General features: G+C 73.2%; 18 protein-coding genes. 5 read left to right on the top strand and 13 right to left on the bottom strand.

What is annotated here, in order from left to right; genetic code table 11:
• Positions 1–38: 38 nt before the first annotated feature.
• The 3 genes from OHT52_RS07990 to OHT52_RS07980 all read right to left on the bottom strand — a co-directional run bounded on the left by OHT52_RS07990 (position 39) and on the right by OHT52_RS07980 (position 4,120).
• Positions 39–2,738, bottom strand: a complete 2,700-nt coding sequence (locus OHT52_RS07990; protein ID WP_328719435.1) for an outer membrane protein assembly factor BamB family protein — start codon at positions 2,736–2,738, stop codon at positions 39–41.
• Between the two features lie 87 nt (positions 2,739–2,825).
• Positions 2,826–3,101 carry a hypothetical protein gene (locus OHT52_RS07985; protein ID WP_328719434.1) on the bottom strand — a complete coding sequence of 92 codons (276 nt, stop codon included), beginning with the start codon at positions 3,099–3,101 and terminating at the stop codon, positions 2,826–2,828.
• Between the two features lie 83 nt (positions 3,102–3,184).
• On the bottom strand, positions 3,185–4,120 hold the full coding sequence (locus OHT52_RS07980; protein ID WP_328719433.1) for an AurF N-oxygenase family protein: 936 nt from the start codon (positions 4,118–4,120) through the stop codon (positions 3,185–3,187).
• 658 nt (positions 4,121–4,778) lie between these two features.
• On the opposite strand from OHT52_RS07980, the gene OHT52_RS31445 reads away from it, so the two are divergent.
• Complete coding sequence (locus tag OHT52_RS31445) at positions 4,779–5,951, top strand: eCIS core domain-containing protein (RefSeq protein WP_443046520.1); 1,173 nt, start codon at positions 4,779–4,781, stop codon at positions 5,949–5,951.
• A 101-nt stretch (positions 5,952–6,052) separates the two neighbouring features.
• Here the strand turns inward: OHT52_RS31445 and OHT52_RS07970 are convergent, their stop codons facing one another.
• From OHT52_RS07970 to ligD, 6 genes are all read right to left on the bottom strand, one after another.
• Entirely contained in the window at positions 6,053–7,531 is a 1,479-nt protein-coding gene (locus OHT52_RS07970; protein ID WP_328719432.1) for a penicillin-binding transpeptidase domain-containing protein, read from the bottom strand.
• The gene (locus OHT52_RS07965; RefSeq protein WP_328719431.1) at positions 7,528–8,907 is read right to left on the bottom strand and encodes an FtsW/RodA/SpoVE family cell cycle protein; all 1,380 of its coding nucleotides are present in this window, start codon (positions 8,905–8,907) and stop codon (positions 7,528–7,530) included. Before OHT52_RS07965 ends, OHT52_RS07970 begins: the two co-directional genes overlap by 4 nt.
• Before the next feature lie 169 nt (positions 8,908–9,076).
• On the bottom strand, positions 9,077–9,571 hold the full coding sequence (locus OHT52_RS07960; protein WP_328719430.1) for an SH3 domain-containing protein: 495 nt from the start codon (positions 9,569–9,571) through the stop codon (positions 9,077–9,079).
• A 274-nt stretch (positions 9,572–9,845) separates the two neighbouring features.
• On the bottom strand, positions 9,846–10,187 hold the full coding sequence (locus OHT52_RS07955; RefSeq protein WP_328719429.1) for a zinc-ribbon domain-containing protein: 342 nt from the start codon (positions 10,185–10,187) through the stop codon (positions 9,846–9,848).
• Positions 10,188–10,317: 130 nt separating this feature from the next.
• On the bottom strand, positions 10,318–12,435 hold the full coding sequence (locus tag OHT52_RS07950) for a PBS lyase (protein ID WP_328723652.1): 2,118 nt from the start codon (positions 12,433–12,435) through the stop codon (positions 10,318–10,320).
• 265 nt (positions 12,436–12,700) lie between these two features.
• A complete protein-coding gene (gene ligD / locus OHT52_RS07945; RefSeq protein WP_328719428.1) occupies positions 12,701–13,618 on the bottom strand; it encodes a non-homologous end-joining DNA ligase in 918 nt (305 codons plus the stop codon).
• A gap of 128 nt (positions 13,619–13,746) precedes the next feature.
• On the opposite strand from ligD, the gene ku reads away from it, so the two are divergent.
• Positions 13,747–14,943 (top strand): non-homologous end joining protein Ku, encoded by a 1,197-nt coding sequence (ku, locus tag OHT52_RS07940; RefSeq protein ID WP_328723651.1) that lies wholly within the window; start codon positions 13,747–13,749, stop codon positions 14,941–14,943.
• A gap of 77 nt (positions 14,944–15,020) precedes the next feature.
• Here ku and OHT52_RS07935 read toward each other — a convergent pair whose 3' ends face one another.
• The 3 genes from OHT52_RS07935 to OHT52_RS07925 all read right to left on the bottom strand — a co-directional run bounded on the left by OHT52_RS07935 (position 15,021) and on the right by OHT52_RS07925 (position 18,314).
• Positions 15,021–16,853, bottom strand: a complete 1,833-nt coding sequence (locus OHT52_RS07935; protein WP_443046519.1) for a hypothetical protein — start codon at positions 16,851–16,853, stop codon at positions 15,021–15,023.
• A gap of 196 nt (positions 16,854–17,049) precedes the next feature.
• A complete protein-coding gene (locus OHT52_RS07930; protein WP_328719426.1) occupies positions 17,050–17,649 on the bottom strand; it encodes an SRPBCC domain-containing protein in 600 nt (199 codons plus the stop codon).
• A gap of 53 nt (positions 17,650–17,702) precedes the next feature.
• Positions 17,703–18,314: a TetR/AcrR family transcriptional regulator gene (locus tag OHT52_RS07925; RefSeq protein ID WP_328719425.1), complete on the bottom strand. Its 612-nt coding sequence runs from the start codon at positions 18,312–18,314 to the stop codon at positions 17,703–17,705.
• Positions 18,315–18,690: 376 nt separating this feature from the next.
• On the opposite strand from OHT52_RS07925, the gene glyA reads away from it, so the two are divergent.
• Positions 18,691–19,980: a serine hydroxymethyltransferase gene (gene glyA / locus OHT52_RS07920; RefSeq protein ID WP_328719424.1), complete on the top strand. Its 1,290-nt coding sequence runs from the start codon at positions 18,691–18,693 to the stop codon at positions 19,978–19,980.
• 285 nt (positions 19,981–20,265) lie between these two features.
• The gene (locus tag OHT52_RS07915) at positions 20,266–21,585 is read left to right on the top strand and encodes a cytochrome P450 family protein (RefSeq protein ID WP_328719423.1); all 1,320 of its coding nucleotides are present in this window, start codon (positions 20,266–20,268) and stop codon (positions 21,583–21,585) included.
• Positions 21,586–21,671: 86 nt separating this feature from the next.
• Here OHT52_RS07915 and OHT52_RS07910 read toward each other — a convergent pair whose 3' ends face one another.
• The gene (locus tag OHT52_RS07910; protein ID WP_328719422.1) at positions 21,672–22,637 is read right to left on the bottom strand and encodes a ScbA/BarX family gamma-butyrolactone biosynthesis protein; all 966 of its coding nucleotides are present in this window, start codon (positions 22,635–22,637) and stop codon (positions 21,672–21,674) included.
• A gap of 255 nt (positions 22,638–22,892) precedes the next feature.
• Between OHT52_RS07910 and OHT52_RS07905 the strand changes: the two genes are divergently transcribed.
• Positions 22,893–23,600, top strand: a complete 708-nt coding sequence (locus OHT52_RS07905) for a ScbR family autoregulator-binding transcription factor (protein WP_328719421.1) — start codon at positions 22,893–22,895, stop codon at positions 23,598–23,600.
• Positions 23,601–23,606 lie beyond the last annotated feature (6 nt).

Raw genomic sequence — 23,606 nt, 5'->3', positions numbered from 1 at the left:
CCCGTACGGCGGGGTCCGGGTCCGGGCGCCGCCGGACGTCAGGTGACGGGGAACGCGTAGACCGCCCGCCCCCGCAGGACGACGGCGCTCTGTCCGGTCGTCAGGGTCCGGTACGGGCCGGTGACGGCGGCGCCCTTGGGCTCGGCCACGCCGATGTCCTGGAACTTCCACAGACGCCGCCCGTCCCGCGCGTCGAACGCCGTCACCTGCGTGGTGTCCGAGGCGAGGACCGTCTTGCCGGACGCGGTGACCGTGAGGGCGGGCGCGGAGCCACCGGCCGGCACCTCGGTGGCACGCAGCCAGAGGAGCTTGCCGGTCTCGCGCTCGACCATGCCGACCTCCTGGCTCCGGTTGGTGGTGACGATCAGGTCGCCCGACTCCACCGGTGCGCCGAACTCGGAGGACGCGGCCGTTCCGTCGAGCCGCCACAACGACTTCCCGGACTCCGTGTCCCACGCCTCCAGGTTCTTGCCGACCGCTCCGAAGAGCCGCCCCTCCTCGTCGCCGCCCGCCGCGCCCCAGGCGGTGACCGTGCCGAACCGCCTGGTCCAGAGCAGCTTTCCGGTCGCCCGGTCGAAGCAGCGGAAGGTGCCCTTCCCCTTGGCCGCGTGCACATCGGCCGGGGTGAGGGTGGCGGCGTCCTGGCGCACCACGATGTCGTTGAGCCGGGCCGCCGTCAGCCGGTACTCCGGGCCCGCCGCGTCCCGGCCCGCCGGTACCTGGACCCGCCACATCTCCTGGCGGCTCACCAGGTCGTACGCGAAGAAGTACGCCTGGACGACCTGCTTGTCCTTGCCCGGCTTCTTGCCCTTGGCCGGTTTCGGGGCCTTCACCGTCACGGTCCGCGCGCCGGAGAACCAGACGACGGAGCCGGACCGGCCGGTGAGCGTGCCGACCCGGAGCCCGGGCAGACCGGCGAACCCGTCGGCGTACCGCACCCGGTGCTTCACCTCGCCGGTCTCCGGCGACAGCCACAGGAACGCGGTCGGGCCGGCGACGAAGACGAGGTCGTCCCCGGCGGCGAGCGCGGCCTGCCCCTCGGCGGCGTCCGCGCGCTGCCAGCGCTTCTTGCCCGTACGGAGGTCGACCGCCGTCGCCTGGGCCTTGCTCGTCAGCACCAGCAGCCGGTCCTGCCAGAGCGCGGCGGTGAGGGGTTCCGCCTCGGACGCCGGGTGCGCGTACACCCAGGTGGGAGCGGGCGGCCGGCCGGGGAGCGCGGGCCCCTCGCTGGGCTCGGGCTCGGCGTCCGTCGCGGGCGCGGGAGCGCCGTCGTCGACGAGGGCGCCGACCGCGACGCCGCCGACGAGGAGGCCGAGCGTTCCGGCGGCGACCGTGGCCAGCAGCGACCTGCGGGTGGGGAACAGCGCGGTGCCGTCCGGTCCGGAGGGGGCCCGTCGCACCGGCGGGGTACCCGGACCGGCGGGCAGGGAACCGCCGCCGGGCAGGGAGGTGCCGGCGTACGGCACCGGGTACGCCGGAGCGGACGGCATCTGGGCAGAGAGCGAGCCGCCGGCCGGCGACTCCAGGGCCCGGCGCGCGGGGAGCAGCGAACCGGGGGAGGGGGCGGCGGCCGGCACCGCCGGGGCGGGGGGCCGGGTCGCCAGGGCGCCGCCGGGGGAGTGCTCACGGGACACGGCGAGCCGCGTGGTGGGGTGGTCCGGCTCCCCGGCGCGGGAACGGGTGTCGAGGAACCGGGTGGGCGTCTCCCTGTCGGTGGCCCTCTCCCCGTCGGTGGCCCTCTCCCCGTCGGTGGCCCTCTCCCCGTCGGTGGCAGTCTGGCCGTCGGTGGCCGTCTCCCCGTCAGCGGGTGAGGGCTCCAGCGGCACCTCCAGCGCCCGCGCCCGTGCCTCCTGGTCCGCCACCGCCGCCGACAGCCGTTCGGGCAGCCAGCCGTTCCGGGCGAGTGCCGCCGCGCCCTCCAGCGCGAGCGACGCCGCGACGGACGCGGCGGTCGGGCGGCCACGCGGGTCCTTCGCCAGGCACCCGGCCACCAGGCCCCTCAACTCGGCCGGTACGCCGTCGAGTCCGGGCTCCCCGCGGGCGATCCGGTCCGCCGTCCGCTCGGCGGGGCCCTCGGCGAACGGGGTGGCGCCGGTCGCCGCGTACGCCAGCAGCAGCCCGAGCACGAAGAGATCGGACGCGGCGCCCACCTCGTGGCCGGCGAGCTGTTCCGGGGTGAGGTAGCCGAGCCGTACGGAGAGCTGCCCGCCCGGCAGCGCCTCGGCCGCGGCCGCGCCGCCCAGCGGGCCGAAGGCGGTCAGCCGGGGGCCGTCGGCCGCCAGCAGCACCGTGTCCGGCGAGAGGCCCTGGAGGGCGGAACCGGTGGCGTGCACCCGGGCCAGCACCTCCGCGACGCCCGCGCCCAGTATCCGTACCGCGCGCTCGGGCAGCGGACCCGCGACGGCGATGGCCTCGGCGAGCGTCAACGCGGGGATGAAGGGGGCGGCGGTCCAGAGCCGTTCCGGGCCGGAGGCCGGACCGTCACCGTCGCCGGGGACGTCGAGGGGCGGCTGCACCCAGCCGCCGGCCAGCCGTTCGGCGGTGCGGACCTCGGCCTGGAAGCGGCGCCGGAAGGCGGGCAGTGCCGCGAGCTCCGGCCGGGCGGCGGTGATCAGCACCAGGTCCCCGGCGTCCGCGCCGCGCGCCAGGTAACTCACCGCGCTCGCCGTCCCGCGGTGGCGGGCCAGCGCGGTGTACGGGCCGAAGCGGCGTGGATCGTCCTGACGCAGCGCCTCCATGGCGCACCCCCCTCGTGACCGTCCCTCGGCACCTGACCGCCGATCCTAGGCCGTCCGGAACCGGAGAGGGCGGGCCGCCCCGCGCAGTCAGCCGTCGCTGTTCGGCTTCGTCCAGGGCCACTTGGGGCGGAAGCGCTCCCGGCCCTCGGGGGCGTACTCGTACAGCCAGCCGCGCTGGATGTGCAGCCGGGGGGTGTGTCCGGCGGGGACGCGGCGGTACGCGTGGACGGTCGGCGGACCGCCGTCCTCGGCCGGTACCGGCACCACGTACCACTTGGGCGGGTGGCCGGTGGGGCCGGTGAGGACGGGCAGGACCCGGCCGTCCAGGGGGCCGCCCTCGAAGGGGGTGTTCTCGCTTCTCACCCGGACAGTCTCGCCCACCGGACACCGACGGCCACCCGGGCCGGACCGCAGGGCGCACCCGGCGCCCCGGCCCCGCCCCGGGCTCAGGCCAGCAGGCCGGACTTCCGCCACAGCTTGCGGCTCACCCCGTTCATCACACCGATGTCGTCGAAGAAGTCGGTGAGCCGCTTGGCGCCCGACTGCATGACCTCCTTGCGGTGTCCGCTCGCCTTGACCTGGGCCAGCGCCTCGCGGCGGTCGAGGCCCACGTTCTCGTAGACCTGCGGGTTGATGAAGCAGACCGAGAACACCCGGGCCGCCTCGCCCGAGGTCAGCCGGGTCAGCTCCCGCTCCCAGCGCGGGGCCGTCACCATCTGGCGGCGGAGCTCCTCGCGGGCGTAGCGGACGTGCCGGGCCTCCTCGACGACGTGGATGCGGGTCACCCCGCGCACCAGCGTCTGGACGCGCTCGTCCGGGAAGGTCAGCCGCTGCATCCAGTCGAGGATCTCCTCGCCGAGCAGGGTCGCGGCGAACGAACCCGGCGTGGTGGACACGCTCTTCAGGACCCGGGCCACGTTGTGGTAGCCGCGCGGAACCGGGTACGTGGGGGCCTGGCCCCACTGGATCATCTTGCCGAACATCATCGAGTGGCGGCACTCGTCGGCTATCTCGGTGAGCGCGTACCGCACGTGGTTGCTGGTCACCGGTTTGTCGTAGATGTGCCGGACCAGCAGCTGCATCAGGATGATCTCGAACCAGACGCCCAGTGAGGCGAGCGACGCCGCCTCGTGCCGGGCGAGGTCCATCCGCTGCTCCTCGGACATCTTCCGCCAGAGCGGGGTGTCGTAGAGGGAGACCAGCTCGGGCGGCCAGAACCACTTGCCTTCCTCGATCGCGGAGTTCCAGTCGATCTCGGTCTCCGGGTCGAAGGAGTGCTTGGCCGAGGATTCGAGCAGGCGCTCGGCGATCTGCTCACGGTCCCGGAGGGGGCCGAGCGCGTCGCGGAGGACCTGGACGTCGTGTTCGCTCACTGTCGTCATGACTGGGGTACCTCGCACGTGGGTTACCTGGGGTCACCTCTTATTGGACTGCTTGTCAGCAAGGCAGTCAATCCCCCGGGTCCCACTCGTCGTCCGGGCGCCCCATGGCGTGCGTCACGTCAACTGCCCTGCCGAAGGGTTCTGTTGCGGGCGGGGCGTCGAGGCTCCCATGATGCTGACCGCGGACCCGCAGACGGGCGTGGGCAGGGGAGGGCGGCGGTATGACGAACTCCTCGCGGAACATCCCGGCGGACGTCTCCGGGGCCGGTGCCGACGCGGCCCGCCGCAGTGGCAGAGCAGGATGAGACAGTCCCGATGGGACGCGTCTCATGCCCGGCTGTCGCGCGTACGCGAGCCGGACCTCCATGGAACCGGTCCGCCACCGGAGCGTGACTCGGCGAGCCGGGCGTCGTGGTTCGTGGAGCCGGCCCGCGAGTACGGCCCGCTGTCAGCGCTCCGCGGACCCACCCGGCTGCCCGAGCGGCCATTTCTCCCTGCCCTCACGTACCTGGCGCGGCCGGAAGGGCGGCCTGTATTGACGAAGGGACACCCTCGTCCCTCCTGGAAGGTCCCGATGCGCCCGCTTGAGCCAACCCCTGTGCAGGACAGATCCGGTGCTGGTCGGGCGCCCGCGCGCATCCCCGGGAAGACGCCGGAGGTGAGCCGCCGCTCGGGCCGGCCGCAGTCGTTCCTCGCCCTCCAGGCCACCGCGGGCAACGCCGCCGTGGTCCAGCTGCTCCGCACGGCGGGCGACCCCCGGGCGCAGGCACAGGACGAGCACCAGCACGGCGCCGGCTGCGGCCACCAGTCCGTAGTGCAGCGCTCCGCCGTCCACGACGTGCTGCGCGGAGGCGGCCGGCCGCTCGACGACGCCACCCGCACCGACATGGAAGCCCGCCTCGGCAGCGACTTCTCCGGCGTCCGCATCCACGACGACAGCGCGGCCAGGGCCTCGGCGGCCGAGCTCGGTGCCCGCGCCTACACCTCCGGCGACCACGTCGTCATCGGCGACGGCGGTGCCGACAAGCACACCCTCGCCCACGAGCTGACCCACGTCGTCCAGCAGCGCCAGGGCCCCGTCGCGGGCACCGCCAACGGCTCAGGACTCAAGGTCTCCGACCCCTCCGACCGCTTCGAACGCGAGGCCGAGGCCAACGCCACCCGGGTGATGTCCGGCGCGGTCCAGCGTGCGGTGCCGGCGGTCGACACGGCCCGGCAGACCGGAGGTACCCCCTCGCCCGTGGTTCAGCGCGTGACGGAGGAGGCGGCCGACGTGTCCGTGGACCAGGCGGTCGCGGCTGCCGTGACCGCCTTTCTGGGGGAGGGCAAAGCGCCGCGCAAGATCTTCAAGAGGGACGATTCCGCCATCGCCCAAGCGGTCGAGGGCCATTACCTCCCCGCCCACGGCGACAAGGCGGAGTTCGAACGCCGGGTGCGGCGTGCTGCCGCTCCGGCGCCTCCGGACCCCATGGCCGCGTACAAGAAGGGCCTCAACGAGGACGACCAGGCAGACCTGATGAGAGAAATGGGCAGCATCCAGGCCCAGTTGAATGCCTGGAAGAACGTCAAGAAAACGGACGACAGGTGGCCCGCCGGGTGCAATCAGGACGGCACCTGGGGCACCAGCGCAGGTGGCGCCGGAGCCGATTACCGGGAGTCCAGCGTCAGCCGTCGGGTCGGAGCGAATCTGCAGAACTGGTGGACGGAGAAGAAGGGGGGATACATCGCGTCAAGCCGGACAACGGGCGTCAGCCTCAAGAAGGATCTCGCCGGAGACGGAAGCGGCGCACGGAGCCCGAAGTTCATCTACCACATCAAATTCGTCAGCTGAACGACCGACTCTCCCACGGAACGACAGGCGGCCCGGCCCCGGCCGACGGCGCAGGCGCCCGAGCGGCGTGGAGGAGCGGCACAACGGCTCGCGCACCGGCGTCACTCCTGCCCCAGCGCCGCCTCCATCACCGCCCGCGCGATCGGCGCCGCGCTGCCGCCGCCGCTGATGTCCGCGCGGTCCGCCGCCGCGTCCTCCACCACCACGGCGACCGCCACCTCGGGCGTCGCCGAACCGGCCGACTGCGCCCACGAGATGAACCACGCGTACGGCGCACCCGTGTTGTCCACCCCGTGCTGCGCGGTACCCGTCTTGCCGCCGACCGTGACACCGTCGATCGCCGCGTTGGTGCCGGTGCCGTTCTCCACGACGTCGACCATCATCCGCCGCAGCTGGACGGCGGCCGACGGGCTCATCGCCCGCCGGTAGGAGCGGGTGGACGTCTGCGACACGGTGTCGCCGTCGTGCTTGACCGTACGGTCCACCAGGTGCGGGTGGGCGATCTCGCCGTCGTTCGCCACGGCGGCGGCGACCATCGCCATCTGGAGGGGGGTCGCCGTCGTGTCGAACTGCCCGATCGAGGACTGCGCCAGCTGGTCGTCGCTCATCTCCGTGTCGAAGTTGCTCTTCGCCACCCCCGAGGGGATCCGCAGCCCGTCGTCGTTGAAGCCGAACCTCTCCGCCGCCTCCACCATCCCGTGCAGCCCCACCTCCACCCCCAGATGCGCCATCACGGTGTTGCAGGAGACCCGGATCGCCTCCGCCAGCGATGCCTTCTCGCACCCGCTCGACTCGTTGGGCAGCACCGTGGACGTGCCCGGCAGGACGTACGGGGACGGGGTGTCGGTCTCCTCGTCGGGGTCGTCCACCACCCCGGCGTCCAGCGCCGCCGCCGCCGTCACGATCTTGAAGGCGGAACCGGGCGGGTAGGTCTGCCGGATGGCCCGGTTGAGCATCGGCCGGCTGTCCGAGGCGTTGAGCCGCGCCCAGGCGTCGGTCACCGCCGAGCCGGTGCCGGAGAGCTGCTCGGGGTCGTACGAGGGCGAGGAGACCAGGGCCAGGATCTTCCCGGTCGACGGCTCCAGCGCGGCCACCGCGCCCTTGCGCCCGGCGAGACCCTGGTAGGCGGCCCGCTGCATCGCGCTTCTGACGGTGGTGACCACGTTCCCGCCCGGCTGCCGGCCGCGTGTGAGGTCGTTCCAGAGCGGCAGCGGGGCGAGCAGGGAGTCGGTCCCGGAGAGGATGCCGTCCTCGGCGTTCTCGATCAGGGTGGTGCCGTACGTCTGTGAGGCGTAGCCGGTGACCGGGGCGTACAACGGGCCGTGGAGGTAGGTGCGCTCCCAGGCGAGCTGCTCGCCGGTGTCCTTGGAGCCGGTGACGGTGGCCGTCGCGTCGCCGCCGCCCGTACGCACCAGGATGTTGCCGCGCGGCTGGTCGTAACGGGCGATCGTGTTGCGGCGGTTGGCGGAGTTGCCGGTCAGCTCGTCGGCCTCGAAGACCTGGACGCGCGCCGCGTTCACCAGCAGCGCCGCGAGGAGCAGCAGACAGAACGCGGCGGCCCGCCGGATGTACCGGATCACTGCTCGTCCTCCGCGATCGGGGCGATGACGCCGGTCTCCGGCCCGCCGGGGCGGGGAGCGCGGGCCTGGTCGCTGAGCCGGATGAGCAGCGCCACGATGATCCAGTTGGTGACCACCGAGGAACCACCCTGTGCCAGGAACGGCATCGCCATGCCCGTCAGCGGGATCAGCCCCATCACCCCACCGGCGATCACGAACACCTGGAGCGCCAGGATCGAGGCGAGCCCGACGGCGAGCAACTGCCCGAACGGATCGCGCAGCGCGAGCCCCGCGCGGTAGCCACGCGCCACCATCAGCGCGTACAGCATGAAGACGGCGGTCAGCCCGGCCAGCCCCAGCTCCTCGCCGGCCGTCGCCAGGATGAAGTCGGACTTCGCCGCGAAGCCGATCAGGATGGAGTGCCCGAGCCCGAGGCCCGTACCGAGCATCCCGCCCTCGGCGAACGCGAAGAGCGACTGCGCCAGCTGGCTCGGCCCCTGTCCGGCGTCGATCGTGGCGAAGGGGTCCAGCCAGTCCTCGACCCGGCTGTGCACGTGCGGTTCGACCGAACCGACGACGAACGCCCCGACCGCGGCGAGCAGCAGACCCACCGCGATCCAGCCGAGGCGCCCGGTCGCCACGTACAGCAGGATCACGAAGAGGCCGAAGAAGAGGAGTGAGGTGCCCAGGTCCCGTTCGAGGACGAGGACACCGACGCTCAGCAGCCAGATCGCCACGATCGGACCGAGCACCCGGCCGGTGGGCAGCTGGAGCTTCCAGACCGTGCGGCCGGAGTACGCGAGGGCGTTGCGGTTGGCCGCGAGGTACGCGGCGAAGAACACCGCCAGCAGGATCTTCGCGAACTCGCCCGGCTGGAAGGAGAACCCGCCGGCCCTGATCCAGATGCGGGCGCCGTTCACCGCCGGGAAGAAGATCGGCACGATCATCAGCACCAGCGCCGCCGCCACCGACAGGTAGGCGTACCGCTGGAGCACCCGGTGGTCGCGGAGCAGGAGCACCACCACGATGAAGAACGCCACCCCGAGGGTCGACCAGATCAGCTGGGTGGGCGCGGCCGTGTCCGAGGGCGTCTCCAGGTCGAGCCGGTAGATCAGCACCAGACCCAGCCCGTTGAGCAGTACCGCGATGGGGAGCAGCAGCGGGTCGGCGTACGGGGCGCGGAAGCGGACCGCGAGATGGGCGACGAGGGCCAGCAGCCCGAGCCCCCCGCCGTAGCGGGCGACGTCCGGCGGTACCGCGTCGTCGTGGGCGAGGCCGACCGCCGCGTACCCGTAGACGGAGATGAGGACGGCGCCGACGAGGAGGGAGAGCTCCACGCCGCGCCGTTTGGGCAGCCGGAGCGGGGGCGGGGGAGAGTCCACCGTCGGTGCGGTCATGCCAGGAACGTAGCAAGTAAGGGAGGTTATTTCCCTTATGTCATAGTGCGGCGGTCGCGCGGATGTTCCTCCCTCGCGACGGCTTCCGGGCGTCCCGGGTGGAGACGCGCCGCCGCCCGGGCTCTCGCGAGGCGAGGAACCCGGGCGGCGGAGGTGTGGTGTCGAGGCGTCAGCACCACTCGGGGGCGGCGCCGATGTTCTCGATGTAGCGCGCCGAGCCCCAGGCCCAGGTGCCATTGGTCAGCAGGTACCAGCGGTCGTTGCCGTCCACGCTGTCGCCCCGGGTCTTGCAGAAGATGTCGACGATCGTGCCGTACGGCAGCTCGCCCACGACCCGGCTGCTGCGGGTCGGGCGGTCGCGGAGCAGCAGGCTCGGCCGCGCGATGACCCGCCCCCGGTACGTGACCCTGGTCGCGGCGGGCTCCGCCTGCGGCTGGGCGGGCTTCACCTGGGGCTCGACGGACGGCCTGCCGTGGGTGGCGGGCCCCCCGTGGTCGTGGCCGTGGCCGGGCGCCGGGTCGGCGGCGGAGATGACGTGGTGGTGCGGGAGGTCCACCGGCTGCGGCAGAGGGCCTGCGGCGAAGGCGGGTGCGGCGGCCGTCAGCGCGGCGAGCACACCGGCGGCGACACCGAGGCCGATGCGGCGGAGGGACGGAGAGGACATGCTGCCTCCAGAAGGCGTGGGCGAGGTGCGGGGCCGCGACCGGGGGCCGCTCCGCCACGCTAGGTTCGCCACGCTACGCACGCATAGAGTCGCTCTCGGTGATGTACGCGGACGGGGGACGCCCGATGGGCCGTCCGGGTGTATCCGCCACCCGCCCGCTCCCGTCGGCCGTCCGGCCAGGCCGGCCCGCGATCCGGGGTGCCCCAAGGGCGGTGCGGGGGCTGTGCCGGGGCACCGCGCCGGAGTGTGCGGGCGCCCCGGTGGCGTGTGCGCCTCAGCTGTTGTAGGGGTTCTGGCCCGGGGCGTTGCCGTGCTGCGGGGCCTGGGCGGGCTGACCTGCCTGGCCGGCCTGGCCGAACGGGTTGGCACCGTCGGGGCCCGCCGCGTGCTGGGCCAGCAGGGCTTCCGCCTGCTCCTTGGCTATCTTCTGCTCTCCGCCGCAGAAGGTGCACTGCGTCGCGTACTTGACGGAGATCGGGAAGAGCGGGACGAAGAACAGGGTGAACTTGGTGACCCGCTTGCGGAGGGTGTGCGCGGCGGGGTTCCCGCACCAGCCGCACACCATCGTCAGGACGGCCAGCTGGTAGAGGTAGCCCCGCGTACCGAAAATGATCATGTTGTGCCTCTCTTCGTTGCCTTCTGTGCGGTTCTGCCGCGGGCCTGGCGGCCCCGGCTTCCCGCGACGCGGCGTACCGGCCGTTCCGGCACCCCGGTGTCCGCCCGGTCCGGAACCGGGCGCGCCCGACTCACCCCCGGCCGCCTCCGCCGAGCAGCGCCTGCCGGCACAGCGTCAGCAGGCGTTCGTCCGCGGCGATGTCGGAGGTGCCGAATCCGAATGCGCCGTCCCGGGCGTTGTGACGGCGCACGGAGGACAACTCGGCACGCAGGGTGCGGGCTGCTCCGGACCCTGCCGCAGCCACTCCCGTCCGCGTCAGAGCGTCCGCCACCCGGACGCGGACGTACGGCTGCCGCGTCCATCCGTCCAGCAGCACTTGCCACGTCCGCGCGGACAGTCCCGAAATTTCGCACAGTGCGAGCGCCGCGTCCACCCGTACCCAGATTTCGTCGTGGTCCAGCAGCGCCCGCAGCCGGGGCACGGCCACCGCGGCACGGGCGCCGAGCCGCCCCAGTACCCGCGACGCCGCGCGCACGGCCAGGGCCTCCTCTTCCATGAGGGCGTCGATCAGCACCGGCAGGACGGTGTCGACATCGCCGGAGACCGAGTAGAGCGCGTCCGCCGCGTCGACCGCCTCGCGCGCCGGTGACCGGCGCATCAACGCCTCCACCTCCTCGACCGCGCCCCGGGCCCCGGGTCCGAACGAGCCGAGTGCCCCCAGTGCCGACGACCGCAGGTGCGACGCGAAGGGCTCCCGCAGGACGCGCAGGACCTCGGGCGTCGCCTCGTCCGCCCGCAGCGAGGCGAGGGCCGCCAGCAGCGGCGCCGCTCCGCCGTCCTCGGAAGAGTCCGCCGCGCTCACCCCCGCCAGCTTGCGGCGCAACGCCCCGGCCAGCGGGAGGGCGGCCGGCCCGAGGCCGGCGACGGCGTGCCCGAGATCCCGCGGCACACCGGGCCTCTCCAGTACCGAGCCCAGCGCCGGCAGCGCCCGGGGGTCGCCGATGTTGGCCAGCGCCCGCAACGCCGGGTCGAGGCTGCGCTGCCCGTACTGCCACTCCCGGACCCAGGAATTGTGGGTGACCGCCACCCGTGCGGCCAGCGCGTCCGCGGCCGGTGCGGCCAGTCGCTGGACCTCCGACAGCAGCCCTCCGGCGGCGTCGCGGAGCCGGAGATCGGGCTCGCCCAGGAGTTCCCCCAGCAGCCGCACCACCTCGTCGTACGACCCCCGCCACGCGCGGATCAGGCCGCCGCTCATCCGGACGGCGTCCAGCCGCTGGGCTTCGTCCGGGCTGCACAACTGGTCGGCGAGGAGCGCCACCCGGTCCTCCACCCGGTCGCCGAGCGCCCCGTGCAGGGTGCGCAGCAGATCGGCGGCCCACGGAGCGCTCCGCCCGGCCTCCTCCGCCGCCTGCAGGGCTCGCAACTGGCCGATCAGCGTCGGCGCGTGGGCGCCCTCCCGGGGAGCGGCCTCCGCGGCGGCTCTCGCGGCTGCCCGGGTGGCCGGGTCGGACGGCGGGTACGCCGTGCGCAGCGCCCGCAGCAGGTCCGCGACCCTGGGCACGATGTCGACGGGCAGCGCGCCGGGCGCGCACCGTGCCAACTGCGCCAGCGCCGCGAGCCTGAGACCCGGCGCGTACTCCTGCATCGCGAGCCGGCTCAGCCAGTGCGCCGCCGCCTCGGCCACCGTGTCGTGGCGCAGCGCGAGGCGGCCGGCCGCCTCCACGAGGGCGAGCCGCACCTCCTCGTCCGGCTCCGCGGGCAGCCGCTTGCGCAGCAGTGCCAGAACGCGCGGCGGATCGGCGTGCAGGGTGGCGAGCGCCAGCGGGGCCGCGAGCCGCACACCGCGGTCGGCGTCGGCGAGCAGTCCGACGAAGACCTCGGCTCCGGCGCAGACGGCCGCGGCGGCCATGGCGTAGTTGGCGGCACCCTCGATCTCGTCCTCGTCGAGTTCCTCCTCGTCGTCCTCGTCCAGTTCGATGCCGCCGATGCTGGTCAGCAGTTCGACGATGCTGCCGCGCTCCGCCACCGAAGGGTCGGCGACCAGCTCGAAGAGGAAGGGGATGCACGCGAGCGTGCAGGCGTAGACGTCGCCCTGGTGGTGGACGGCGCCGTACATCCCGTCCAGCGCGCGCTCCCGTTGCACCGGGTCCGCCGAGGCCAGACCCGCCAGCAGCGCGGGTACGTCGTCGGCCGGCCCGTAGGCATGCTCCATCGAGGCCCAGTCCACCTCGTCGATCCCCGCGAACACTCCGGCCATCCCCTCCCCGCTCACCACGCTCAACCGCTGCGACGGCACGTGGCCGGAGTTGGTTCCCGGAACTCCCACGCCCGTCCCGCAGCCGAGTCTGCCCCAGTTCCGCGGTGGTCCGCCCGGCGGACGGGGCTTTCCCGCCGCCGCACCGCCAGGCTGTGGGAGACCTGTGGGGCGGGTGGTTCCCCGGACGGCCCGTGGGGGCGGTCGGACGGTGGCGGTGAGCGCGCGGTGCGACAGGGGCGGGCGCGGTCGCGTGCCGTCATGCGCCGGGGCGGCGCCCCCGGCGGGCGGCGGGCAGTGGACGGGCCCGGTTCGGGTTGATGAGCGGCCCGAGCAGATCGCCGTACCGCTCCAGCCGTGCGGCCATGTCGCCCGCGAGGAAGACCATGTCGTCGGGGGTGCCGCACTCCTCGATCTCCTCCCAGGTGACGGGGGCGGAGACGGCGGGCGCGGGGCGGGCACGGAGCGTGTAGGGGGTGGCGGTGGTCTTCGCGGCGGCGTTCTGGCTGAAATCGACGAACACCTTCCCCGGGCGCAGATCCCGCTTCATCCGGTGGACGACCAGGTCCGGCAGCGCCGCCTCCGCCTCGACCGCGAGCTTCTTCGCGTACGCCGTCACCTCGTCGGAGGGGGTCGGCTCCAGCGGGACGAGCAGGTGCAGGCCCTTGGAACCGGAGGTCTTCCCGTACGCGAGCAGGCCGTCCGCCGCCAGCCGCTCGCGCAGCCACCCGGCGACCGCGCAGCACTCGACCACGCTCGCCGGGGCACCCGGGTCCAGGTCGAAGACCATCCGGTCGGCGACGGCGGGGGCGTCCGCCCGCCACTGCGGGGTGTGGAACTCGACCATGAGATTGGCCGCCCACATCAGCGAGGCCAGGTCCTGGACCATGACCTGTGCCGCGTCCCGCTCCCCCCGGTGCGGGACGCGCGCCGTACGCACCCAGGCGGGCGTACCGGGCGGCGGGTTCTTGGAGAAGAAGTGCTGGCCCTCCGCGCCGTCCGGATACCGCAGGAAGGAGACCGGGCGGTCGTACAGATGGGCGAGCAGGGCGCCCGCGACCGTGGCGGCGTAGTAGTGCAGCACCTCGCCCTTGGTCGTACCGGTGGCCGGGTACACCACCTTGTCCAGATTGCTGAGCGCCAGGCGCCGCCCCTCCACCTGTGTGATCGGCGTCATACGATAAGAATCACACGAATCGGATGAAGTGTGCGAAACGGCCGTAAAGGTGGCCGCCGGGCCGCGCGGCTTCGGCGGTCCGCAAGGCACCTCGGCATGGTCCCGGAAGGAGCCGGAGAGTGAGTTCCATGAGGTCCATCTGGAACGGCGCGATCTCGTTCGGGCTGGTCAGCATCCCGGTCAAACTGATGAACGCCACCGAGAACCACTCCGTCTCCTTCCGTCAGGTCCACCTCACCGACGGGGGCCGCATCCGCTACCGCAAGGTCTGCGAGGTCGACGAGGAGGAGGTGACCTCCGCCGAGACCGGCAAGGCGTACGAGGACGCGGACGGCACCCTCATCCCGATCACCGACGAGGACCTCGCCTCGCTCCCGCTCCCGACGAACAAGACGATCGAGATCCTCGGCTTCGTCCCGTCCTCGCGGATCGACCCGCTCCAGATGGAGAGCGCCTACTACCTCGCCGCGAACGGGATCCCCGCCGGGAAGCCGTACACCCTGCTGCGCGAGGCGCTGAAGCGCAGCGAGAAGGTCGCGGTCGCCAAGTTCGCGCTGCGGGGGCGCGAGCGGCTCGGGATGCTGCGGGTGACCGAGGACGTCATCGTGATGCACGGGCTCCTCTGGCCGGACGAGCTCAGATCGCCGGAGGACGTCGTGCCGGACGCCGGGACCAAGGTGCGCGACGCCGAACTCGACCTGGCAGACGCGCTGATGGACACCCTCGGCGGGGTGGACCTGGACACCCTCCACGACGACTACCGCGAGGCGGTGGAGGAGCTGGTCGCGGCGAAGGCGGCGGGCGAGCCGCTGGAACCCGCTGAGGAGACGGACACCGGGGGCAAGGTCATCGACCTGGTCGCGGCTCTGGAGAAGAGCGTCCGCGCGGCGAAGGAATCGCGGGAGGACACGGAGGGCGCGGGCGGCCGCGAAGAGGCCGGGGGAGACGGCCAGGTGGCGGACGTCCACCCCATCGGGCGGTCCACGCGCCGCACGCCGACCGGCAAGACGGTGTCCCGCTCGGCCGGCCAGGACTCCGGGAAGTCACGGCCCAAGGAGACCGGGGCGAAGAAGTCCACCGGCGGGAGGTCCACCGGCGGGGCGGGGGCGAAGGACGGGCAGAAGCCGGCGGCGCACAAGTCGACCGCGAAGAAGGCGACCGGGAAGAAGAGCCCCGCGAAGAAGACGACCGGGACGAAGACCGCGACGGGAACCACCGGGAAGGGGGCCGCCGCGAAGAAGAGCCCCGCGAAGAAGGCCACCGCGAAGAAGACCGCGGCGCCCCGGAGCGCTTCGGGCGGGCGGGGTTCACGCTCGTCCGCCTGAAGGCCTGCCCGCCACCCGCCCGCGCTGGGCGCCGGGCCCGCCCCGCCGTACGGGCACGTACGGCGGGGCGGGGAGGGTCAGGCGATGTCGTCCGGGTCGATCGAGGGCAGGTCCAGCGAGGGCAGATCCAGTCCGTAGGGGTCGTCCTGCTCGACGACGTAGGTGCACGAGGTGTAGGTGTACCCGGGCTCGATCGTCGAACCGTCCGCGTAGTTGTCCACGCTCGAACCGGTCTCGTGCTTGTACAGGAAGTGGTAGTCACCGGCGGGCAGCCGCAACCGGGCCTTCGGGTAACTCTTCCCGCTCGCCTTGCAGGCGTTCCGGTTCCCGGCGGTCGTGCTGTCGTACCGCCCGCAGCTCCCGCACGCCTTCAGCGTGACGCTGCCGGTGACCGGGCCGGTGTAGAGCACCTCCACCCCGTTGGGGGCGTCGTTGCTGATGACCAGCTCCATCGTGGCACCGCCCGGACGCTTCGCGGGCGGCAGCTTGTTCCCGGCTTCGGGCCGGTCCTCCGCGATCTCGGCGGCTATCGCGATGTTCCGCGCCTGCCCGCGCCGGTCGTCGTCCTTGTACGTGTCGGAGAACCCGGTCAGCGTGGTGCGCGCCTCGCTGAACTCCTTCTCGCGGAACTGGTCCACCCCGCAGGCGTACACCCCGTCCTGGACGCCCTGGTCCGCGCGGGCGGCCGAGGCGTCGAGGTCGTCCCCGGTCAGTGCGCCGACGGTCCCGCTCATGCCGCGCAGGGTCTCCGTCACCGTGCACGGCTCCCCTCCGGCCAGCTTCGCGGTCTCCTCGGCGATCCGCGCGTCGACGGCCGGGGCCACCTTCCGCGCGGCGGCCGATTCGGGGAACGTCCGCAGCAGCTCGCCCAGTTCGGCCCCGCCGGACGCGGACGTGATGTCTGCGCCCACGGTGCCGAACGCCGAGATCCCGCACGCGTAGAGGGACTCGGCGAGCGGTTCGTCGGGCCACTTCGCGAGCTCGCCCAGCAGCTCGGCGCCGGCGGCCTTCGGAAGGGTGCGCAGGTAGCGCAACGGCTCCAGCGCCATGCAGTAGTCCTTCTCGGCGTACGGGGCGGCGACCGCCTCGTAGTAGGACTTCAGCCGGTCCGGAACCTGCTTGCCCGCGCGGGAATCCGCGTGCTTCTCGCCCAGGTCGCGGTAGGCGGCGAAAGCCTTGCCGTATCCCGCCTTCGCCGTGGTGAAGGACTGGCCGTCCGCCGCGGCGACCGCCCGGTCGGCCTTCTCCAGCCGGTCGAGCAGCATCTTCTGGACCGCCTCGTCGCGCGCGGAGCCGTAGAGCGCGACCCCGCCCACCGGAACGGCCAGCAGCACCAGTCCGAGCACGGCGGCGACCACCGGCCGCCAGGAGCCGGCGACCGCGGTGCGCCGGGCGATCCTGGCCGCGTCGAGCGCGGCCAGGACGAGCACCACGAGGTACGCGACGAGCAGCCCGCCGGAGACCCCGTCGGGCTCGGCGGGCAGGACCGCGAGCAGCAGCAGCCCCGTCGCCGTCAGGCAGAGGGCGGCGCGGAACCAGCGGCGGACGAGCAGATGACCGAGCCCGAGGCCGCTGAGGCTGAGCAGCCCCGCCGCGGCGGCGCGCAGCCCGGCACCCGGCGGCGGCGGGCCGACGGGGCCGGCCGGAGAGGGCGGCGCGGCGAACGGCGGCAGAGGAGGCGCGGGGGGAAGCGGGGGTGGCGGCACGACCGGCGGCCCGGGTGGAGGCGGCGGCGCGTCCGTGGGCCCATCCGGGCCTGTCGGTCCGCCCGACCCTGCCGGGCCGGTGTCCCGGGCGGCGGCCGGACCGGGACCCGGTCCGGCCGCTCCTGGACCCGGCCCCGGCCCCGACCCCGCTCCGGGCGCCGGAGCGCCGTCGTACGGGTGTGCGCGTCCCTCTTCGGACTCCATACGGTCCCCCCACCGTCGAGCCGTCTCGGTCACCCCCCATCTTTCCCGTTTCCACCCCCGTCCACGCGCGAACCGGACGGTTCATCACGGTGCGGGCGGTACCCGGGGATTCACGGCGAAATGATCTTCGCGGGCCGTGACGTGGTGTGCGGGAACCGGGCGAGGCCGTGGGGGGCGGGGGCGGGGGTGGGGCGCCTCACTCGCGCGCCGCTGCCTCGGCCCGCCGCGCCAGTGCCTCGTTCATCGCACGGAACTGCGGCAGCGTGTCCGACCTCAACTGCCCTTCCACGAACGGCACCGCGACCCCGGTGAACGCCTCGCTCTGCGTGAGGCGGACCCGACCGCCCCCGATCTCGTCGATGACGAACCGGTGCTCCCCGTCCGCGATCCAGCCGGGCCCCGTCTTCCCCAGCCAGCGCAGCTCCCGGCCCGGTTCGACGGTCAGGAGCTCCGGCGTGAAGACGGTGTCCCCGGTCCTGTCGTGCATCACGGTGCGCAGGGTCGCGCCCTCTTCGAGGAGGCCGCCCTGCGAGGTCACCTCCGTCGAGGTCATGAACGGGTTCCACTGCGGATAGGCGGAGAAACCGGTCAGCACGTGCCAGACCTCGCTGGACGACGCCTCGATCTCGATGGAAGCGGTCAGCCGCACGGGGTGGGTATTGCTCCACGCCGTGTATCCGCCGAGCAGGGCGACGAGCGCCGCCCCGGCCCCGAGGAGTACGCGACGCCTGCGGCGCCGGGCGGCAGCGGGAACCGGGGGAGTGCGGGTGGGCGTGGACGGTAAGGCGGTGGCCATCGTCGGACTTCCTCTCGTCAGTGGTTACTGGGTGGGTCCCGCGGGGTGCGGCCTCAGGAGGCCGCACCCCGCAGCACGCCGGCCACGAGTCGGCCGACATACGCGGTGTCGAGGGGGCGACCGGTGATGAGCAGCCGGTAGTACAGCGCACCGGCCAACTGGTCGAAGAGCACCTCGGGCTCCACGTCCTCGCGCAACTCCCCGGCATCCCGGGCCTCTTCGATGAGCTGGAGCACCAAGGCGTTGCGCCGGACGAACATGGCCCGCACCGCGGAGCCGATGTCCGCGTGGCGCGCGGCGGCGGCGGCGACCTCCGCGACGAGCCCGGCGGAGGTGTCCCCGGACGTCGCGGGACGCCCGGCGAGCCGCATCCGGTCGAGGCCCTCGACGATCGCGTCGAGGTAGCGCGTGAGATCGGCACGCACGTCACCCCGGTACCCGACGGGGACCTCGTCCTGCATCCGCGCCACGACGGCGACGACGAGGTGGTCCTTGGTGGGCCATCGCCGGTACAGCGTGGTCTTGGCGACCCCGGCCTTCACCGCTACCTCTTCGACCGACAAGGCGTCGTAACCGCGTTCGAGCAGCAGCTCCATGGCTGCGCCGGTGATGCGGGCGTCCGCCGCTTCACTGCGCGGCCGACCGCGCCGGACTGCCGGTTCCATGGCCTCTCCCTTTTCGCTACGACCGTTTCGTAAAATGAAAGTAGCGCCGCGCGCGGCATTACGCAACGCTCGTAGTGAAAGTCCGGCCGGACCGTCGCGGTACGGAAGGGTGCACGCCGGCGCCCTTCCATGGAAGTCACGGGCGCGCACCGCGCCGAGCGGGTACCGTCGTACGTGCCGCGACTGGCGTGCGCCCCCGGGGCGTTGCGTGGAACCGACCACGAGGGAGCGGCACGCTCCGGCCCAGGTCATGGCCGACACCGCCCGCCCGGCGGGAACCGTCGGACACGGCCCAGCCGGAGGACCACCGCCGGAGGGCCGTCCGCCTGGGCATCCGGGTCCATGCCGCACGACGCGGCCGACCCGGGAGAGTCTCGTGACCGCACCCGCACCCGTTCTGGAAACCGCCACCCGACCGGCGCTCGCCGCCTCCGATCCCGAACTCGCCGGGCTGATCGACGCGGAGGAGCGGCTGCAGGCCGACACCCTGCGGATGATCGCCAGCGAGAACTACGTCTCCGCCGCCGTGCTGGAGGCTTCCGGCACCGTTCTCCAGAACAAGTACTCCGAGGGCTATCCCGGCCGCCGCTACTACGAGGGCCAGCAGGTCGTCGACCAGGTCGAGACACTGGCCGTGGAGCGCGCCAAGGCCGTCTTCGGCATGGCGCACGCCAACGTGCAGCCGTACTCGGGTTCCCCCGCCAACCTCGCCGTCTACCTGGCGTTCTGCGCACCCGGCGACACCGTCCTCGGCATGGGCCTGCCGATGGGCGGCCACCTCACCCACGGCTGGGACGTCTCCGCCACCGGCACCTGGTTCCGCGGGGTGCGTTACGGCGTGCGGCGCGACACCGGGCGGATCGATCTGGACGAGGTCCGCGACCTGGCCCTCGCCGAACGCCCCAAGGTGATCTTCTGCGGCGGTACGGCCGTGCCCCGCACCATCGACTTCGCGGGCTTCGCCGAGATCGCCCGCGAGACCGGGGCCGTGCTGGTCGCCGACATCGCCCACATCGCCGGGCTGGTCGCCGGCGGAGCGCACCCTTCGCCCGCCCCGTACGCGGACGTCGTCTCCACCACCACGCACAAGACGTTGCGCGGGCCGCGCGGCGCGATGCTGCTCAGCACCGCCGAGCACGCGCGCGCCCTCGACCGGGCGGTCTTCCCGGGCCTGCAGGGCGGTCCGCACAACCAGACCACCGCCGCCATCGCGGTCGCGCTCGGTGAGGCCGCCCGCCCGGAATTCTCCGGCTACGCCCACCAGGTGGTCGCGAACGCCCGCCTCCTCGGCGAGGAACTGGCCGGCCGGGGCTTCGACCTGGTCTCCGGCGGCACCGACAACCACCTCCTCCTGATCGACCTCACCAACAAGGACGTGCCGGGCAAGACCGCCGCCAAGGCGCTGGACCGGGCGGGGATCGTGGTGAACCACAACTCCGTGCCGTACGACACCCGCAAGCCCTTCGACCCGTCCGGCATCCGCATCGGCACCCCCGCCCTCACCACGCGCGGCATCCCGGCCTCCGCGATGGCGGACGTGGCGGCCTGGATCGACACCGTGGTCGCCGCGGCGCGCACCGGCGACGAGGCCGTCGTCGCCCGGGTCCGGGCCGAGGTCAAGGAGTTGACGGACGCCCACCCGGCGCCGGGCCTGCCGCTCGCCTGACAGCCGGGCACGGAGGCGGTACGGGCCCGGGGGCATGCCCGTACCGCCTCCGGGGCGTGTCCGTACCGCTTCGGGGGCATGCCCGTACCGCCTCCGGGGCGTGTCCGTACCGCTTCGGGGGCATGCCCGTACCGCCTCCGGGGCGTGTCCGTACCGCCTCGGGGGCATGCCCGTACCGCCTCCGGGGCGACGGCCGGAAAATCGATACCTTCCTCCGCTTGCCGAAGAACCGTCTCTGCGGCCAATGTCCAGACAGGCACGAGCCGTCCAGGAAAGAGACACACGATGCACACGAACCACGGCGACGTCGTCGCCGCCGCCCCCGCCACCCCCTCCGAGCCCGCCGCCGGCCCCGCCGCGCGCTGCCCGTTCCGGCTCGACCCGGCAGGTACCGACATCCAGGGCGAGGCCGCCCGCATCCGCGCGGGCGGCTCGGCCACCCGGATCGAACTGCCGGAGGGCGTCCCTGCCTGGGCCGTCGCCGACCCGGCGGTCATCACCCGGCTGCTCACCTCCCCGGCCGTCTCCAAGGACGCCGCCCAGCACTGGCCCGCCTGGATCGACGGCGAGGTCGGGCCCGACTGGTCACTGGCCCTGTGGGTCTCCATACGCAGCATGTTCACGGCGTACGGCCCCGCCCACACCCGGCTGCGCAAGCTCGTCTCCGGCGCCTTCACCGCCCACCGCACCAAGGCCCTCGCACCCGTCGTCTCCCGGATCGCGGAGGAACTGCTCGACGAGATCGAGGCGTTGCCCGAGGGCGAACCGGTGGACCTGCGCGCCCGGTACGCCGGACCGCTGCCCGCGCGCCTGATCTGCGAACTGTTCGGCGTGACCCTGGCCAGCCGCGACCGGCTCTGCACCCTGTTCGACGCCCTGTTCAGCACGGCGACCCCGGCCGAGGAGGTCCGCGTCCACGCCGGGGAGCTGTACGGCATCCTCCACGAACTCGTCGCCGTCAAGCGGGAGACCCCCGGCGACGACCTCACCAGCGCCCTGGTCGCCATCCAGCGCGAGCAACTCGCCACCGGCGCACCGGACCCCCTGGAGGACCAGGAACTCCTCGACACCCTCGTCCACTTCCTGTCGGCCGGGTACGAGACCACCATCAACCTGATCGACCACGCCGTCCACGCGCTGCTCACCCACCCCGAGCAGCTCGACCTGATCCGCACCGGCAAGGCCGAGTGGGCCGACGCGGTCGAGGAGACCCTGCGCTGGGAGCCGGCCGCCGCGAACCTCATGCTCCGGTACGCCGTCGAGGACCTCGACCTCGGCGACGTGGTCGTGCCGAAGGGCGACGCCCTCGTGATGGCCGTCGCCGGGGCGGGCCGCGACGAGGGCGTGCACGGACCGGACGCCGGCCTGTTCGACCTGACCCGGGCCACCCGCCGCGACCACCTGGCCTTCGGGTACGGCGTCCACCACTGCATCGGGGCGCCCCTCGCCAGGATGGAGGGCGCGACGGCCCTCTCCGCGCTCTTCGCCCGGTTCCCCGGACTCCACCTCGCCGTACCGTCGTCGTCCCTGCGCCCCGTGAGGTCCTTCATCTCCAACGGCCACCAGGAACTCCCCGTCCTGCGGCACGGGCCCGCGGCCGAGTAGCCGGACACCACCCGCCGCGGGGGGAGGCCGGTGGCGGACGGACCACGAGATCCGCCCGCCGCCGGCCCCCGGGCGTCACGCGCCCCTCACTCCGGGACGACGACGGGCCCGGCCACTCCCCCCACCACGCTGCGGAACGCGACCTCCCCGCGCTGGGTTCCGGTCACCTCCACCGCGATCCCGCCCGGAACTCCCCCCAAGGGCGTCCCGGCCGTGGAGACTTCGCGTGCGTCGATCCAGCACGGTGCGTCGAACTCGACGTACCGGGACGTGACCATGTCCGTGGTGAGCGGGCGCCACGACCGGGCGCCCGCGCCCGCGACGACGGCGTGCGCGGCCTGCTGGCTCGCCTCCATGATCACGAGCCCGGGCACGTGGTCGACCGGGTGGTCCATCAGCGCCGGATTCCCGGTGTCGGCGATCAGTACCCAGCGGTCCGGGTGGTCCGAAGCGCCGAGCACGACCTCGTCCGCCGCGCTCCGACCGGCCACCGCCGCCGCGACCGGCGACGGCATGACCCCGGGCCGTGCGGAGAGGAACGAACCACGCAGCCGCTGGTAGACCCGCTCCGACACCCAGGAGAATCCGGACTCGCTCGTGACGAAGACGGTTCCGTGCTGCTCCAGGGTGATCGCTATCCGGATGGCGTTGCGCCCCGTCCAGGTGCAGACCGCCTCGGCGCGGACCGGCGACCGGTCCGTCGCGCGACGGGGATCGGCCGCGTAGGACATGCCGCTCATCAGGAACTGGTGCGCGGAACTGATCCCGAACTCCGTGTGCGCGAGTCCGAGTCCGATCTGCCGCAGTGTCTGCGCGATCAGCATGTGGTGGTGCACACTGCCGAGTGCGGGTCCGAAGAAGACGTGCCGCCCGGCCCAGTCGATGTCGAGCGCGTAGGCGTTCTCGGCCAGTCGGTGACGGCCGCGGATCAGCACGTCGTCCGGCTGGACGCGGTGGGCGTCCGCAGGGCGGACCGCGGGCGCGGTGCCGGGTACTCCCCTTCCGGGCACCGGGACGGACGGGGTGTGGTGGTGTTTCACGATGTGGTGCATGTGCTCCCCCCAGGGATGAATGCGCACGTGTTCGGTGGTGTTCTGGTGCGAATACGGAGCGATGAGCCGGGTCCTCAAAGAGGAGGACCGCACGGGCCGTTGAGGGCGGGGAGCGCGGCCGGGCGCACGGCCGCCGGCGCCGCCTCAACTGGAGGCCGCCGCGAACGGTGCCATAGAATACGGACCAGCCGGTTTCTTGAGGGGAACGTGCCGGAGACACTGAGCCCCGTCAGGCGCATCGTCAGGAGATCCCGAATGGCACGGCAGGAGCGCGCGATCAGGACGCGCAACGCAGTACTGACGGCCGCCGCCGCGGTCTTCGCCGAGCGCGGCTACGAGGCCGCGACGATCCAGGAGATCCTGGAACGGGCCGCGGTGACCAAGGGCGCGCTGTACTTCCACTTCCCCTCCAAGGAAGATTTGGCGCGAGGCGTTCTGGACCACGCCGTGACCGAACCACCCCCCGAACAACCACTGAAGATGCAGTCCTTCGTGGACATGGGGCTGATCCTCGCGCACCGACTGCCGAGAGAGCCACTGTTGCGGGGCGCCGCGCGCATCGCCGCCGACCAGAGCAACCAGCGCTTCTTCGGCAAGCCGTGGCACGACTGGGTGCAACTGACGAGTCAGCAAATCGTCGCAGCTCAGGGGCAGGGCGAGGTGCTGCCGCACGTCGATCCGGAACGGACCGCCCAGACGATGGTCGGCTCCTTCACCGGAATCCAGCTGATGTCCCAGGCCGCCACCGAGATGGCCGACTTCGAGGAGCGCATCTCCCTCCTCTACGACCTGGTGCTGCCCAGCATCGCGGTGCCCGGCGTCCTCGGCCGGCTCGACACCCGGCCCGAGCGCGGTGCCCGTGCCTTCGCGGAGGCCCGCGCCGCCGCCGAGGGGCAGGAGCCCGCGGAGTCCGCAGAGCCCGGCGTCTTCGGTACCGCCCGGCCGACGGCCCGCACGGCCTGACCCCGG

Source organism: Streptomyces sp. NBC_00247 (assembly GCF_036188265.1).
In the GTDB taxonomy this organism is placed as follows: domain Bacteria; phylum Actinomycetota; class Actinomycetes; order Streptomycetales; family Streptomycetaceae; genus Streptomyces.
This window is presented reverse-complemented; position numbering and strand designations above follow the sequence as displayed.

Coding starts and splice junctions, on each gene's coding strand:
- OHT52_RS07990 (WP_328719435.1), bottom strand. CDS start 2,738: ATGGAGGCGCTGCGTCAGGACGATCCACGCCGCTTCGGCCCGTACACC.
- OHT52_RS07980 (WP_328719433.1), bottom strand. CDS start 4,120: ATGACGACAGTGAGCGAACACGACGTCCAGGTCCTCCGCGACGCGCTC.
- OHT52_RS07965 (WP_328719431.1), bottom strand. CDS start 8,907: ATGACCGCACCGACGGTGGACTCTCCCCCGCCCCCGCTCCGGCTGCCC.
- OHT52_RS07960 (WP_328719430.1), bottom strand. CDS start 9,571: ATGTCCTCTCCGTCCCTCCGCCGCATCGGCCTCGGTGTCGCCGCCGGT.
- OHT52_RS07955 (WP_328719429.1), bottom strand. CDS start 10,187: ATGATCATTTTCGGTACGCGGGGCTACCTCTACCAGCTGGCCGTCCTG.
- ligD (WP_328719428.1), bottom strand. CDS start 13,618: ATGACGCCGATCACACAGGTGGAGGGGCGGCGCCTGGCGCTCAGCAAT.
- ku (WP_328723651.1), top strand. CDS start 13,747: ATGAGGTCCATCTGGAACGGCGCGATCTCGTTCGGGCTGGTCAGCATC.
- OHT52_RS07935 (WP_443046519.1), bottom strand. CDS start 16,853: ATGGAGTCCGAAGAGGGACGCGCACACCCGTACGACGGCGCTCCGGCG.
- OHT52_RS07930 (WP_328719426.1), bottom strand. CDS start 17,649: ATGGCCACCGCCTTACCGTCCACGCCCACCCGCACTCCCCCGGTTCCC.
- OHT52_RS07925 (WP_328719425.1), bottom strand. CDS start 18,314: ATGGAACCGGCAGTCCGGCGCGGTCGGCCGCGCAGTGAAGCGGCGGAC.
- OHT52_RS07915 (WP_328719423.1), top strand. CDS start 20,266: ATGCACACGAACCACGGCGACGTCGTCGCCGCCGCCCCCGCCACCCCC.
- OHT52_RS07910 (WP_328719422.1), bottom strand. CDS start 22,637: ATGCACCACATCGTGAAACACCACCACACCCCGTCCGTCCCGGTGCCC.
- OHT52_RS07905 (WP_328719421.1), top strand. CDS start 22,893: ATGGCACGGCAGGAGCGCGCGATCAGGACGCGCAACGCAGTACTGACG.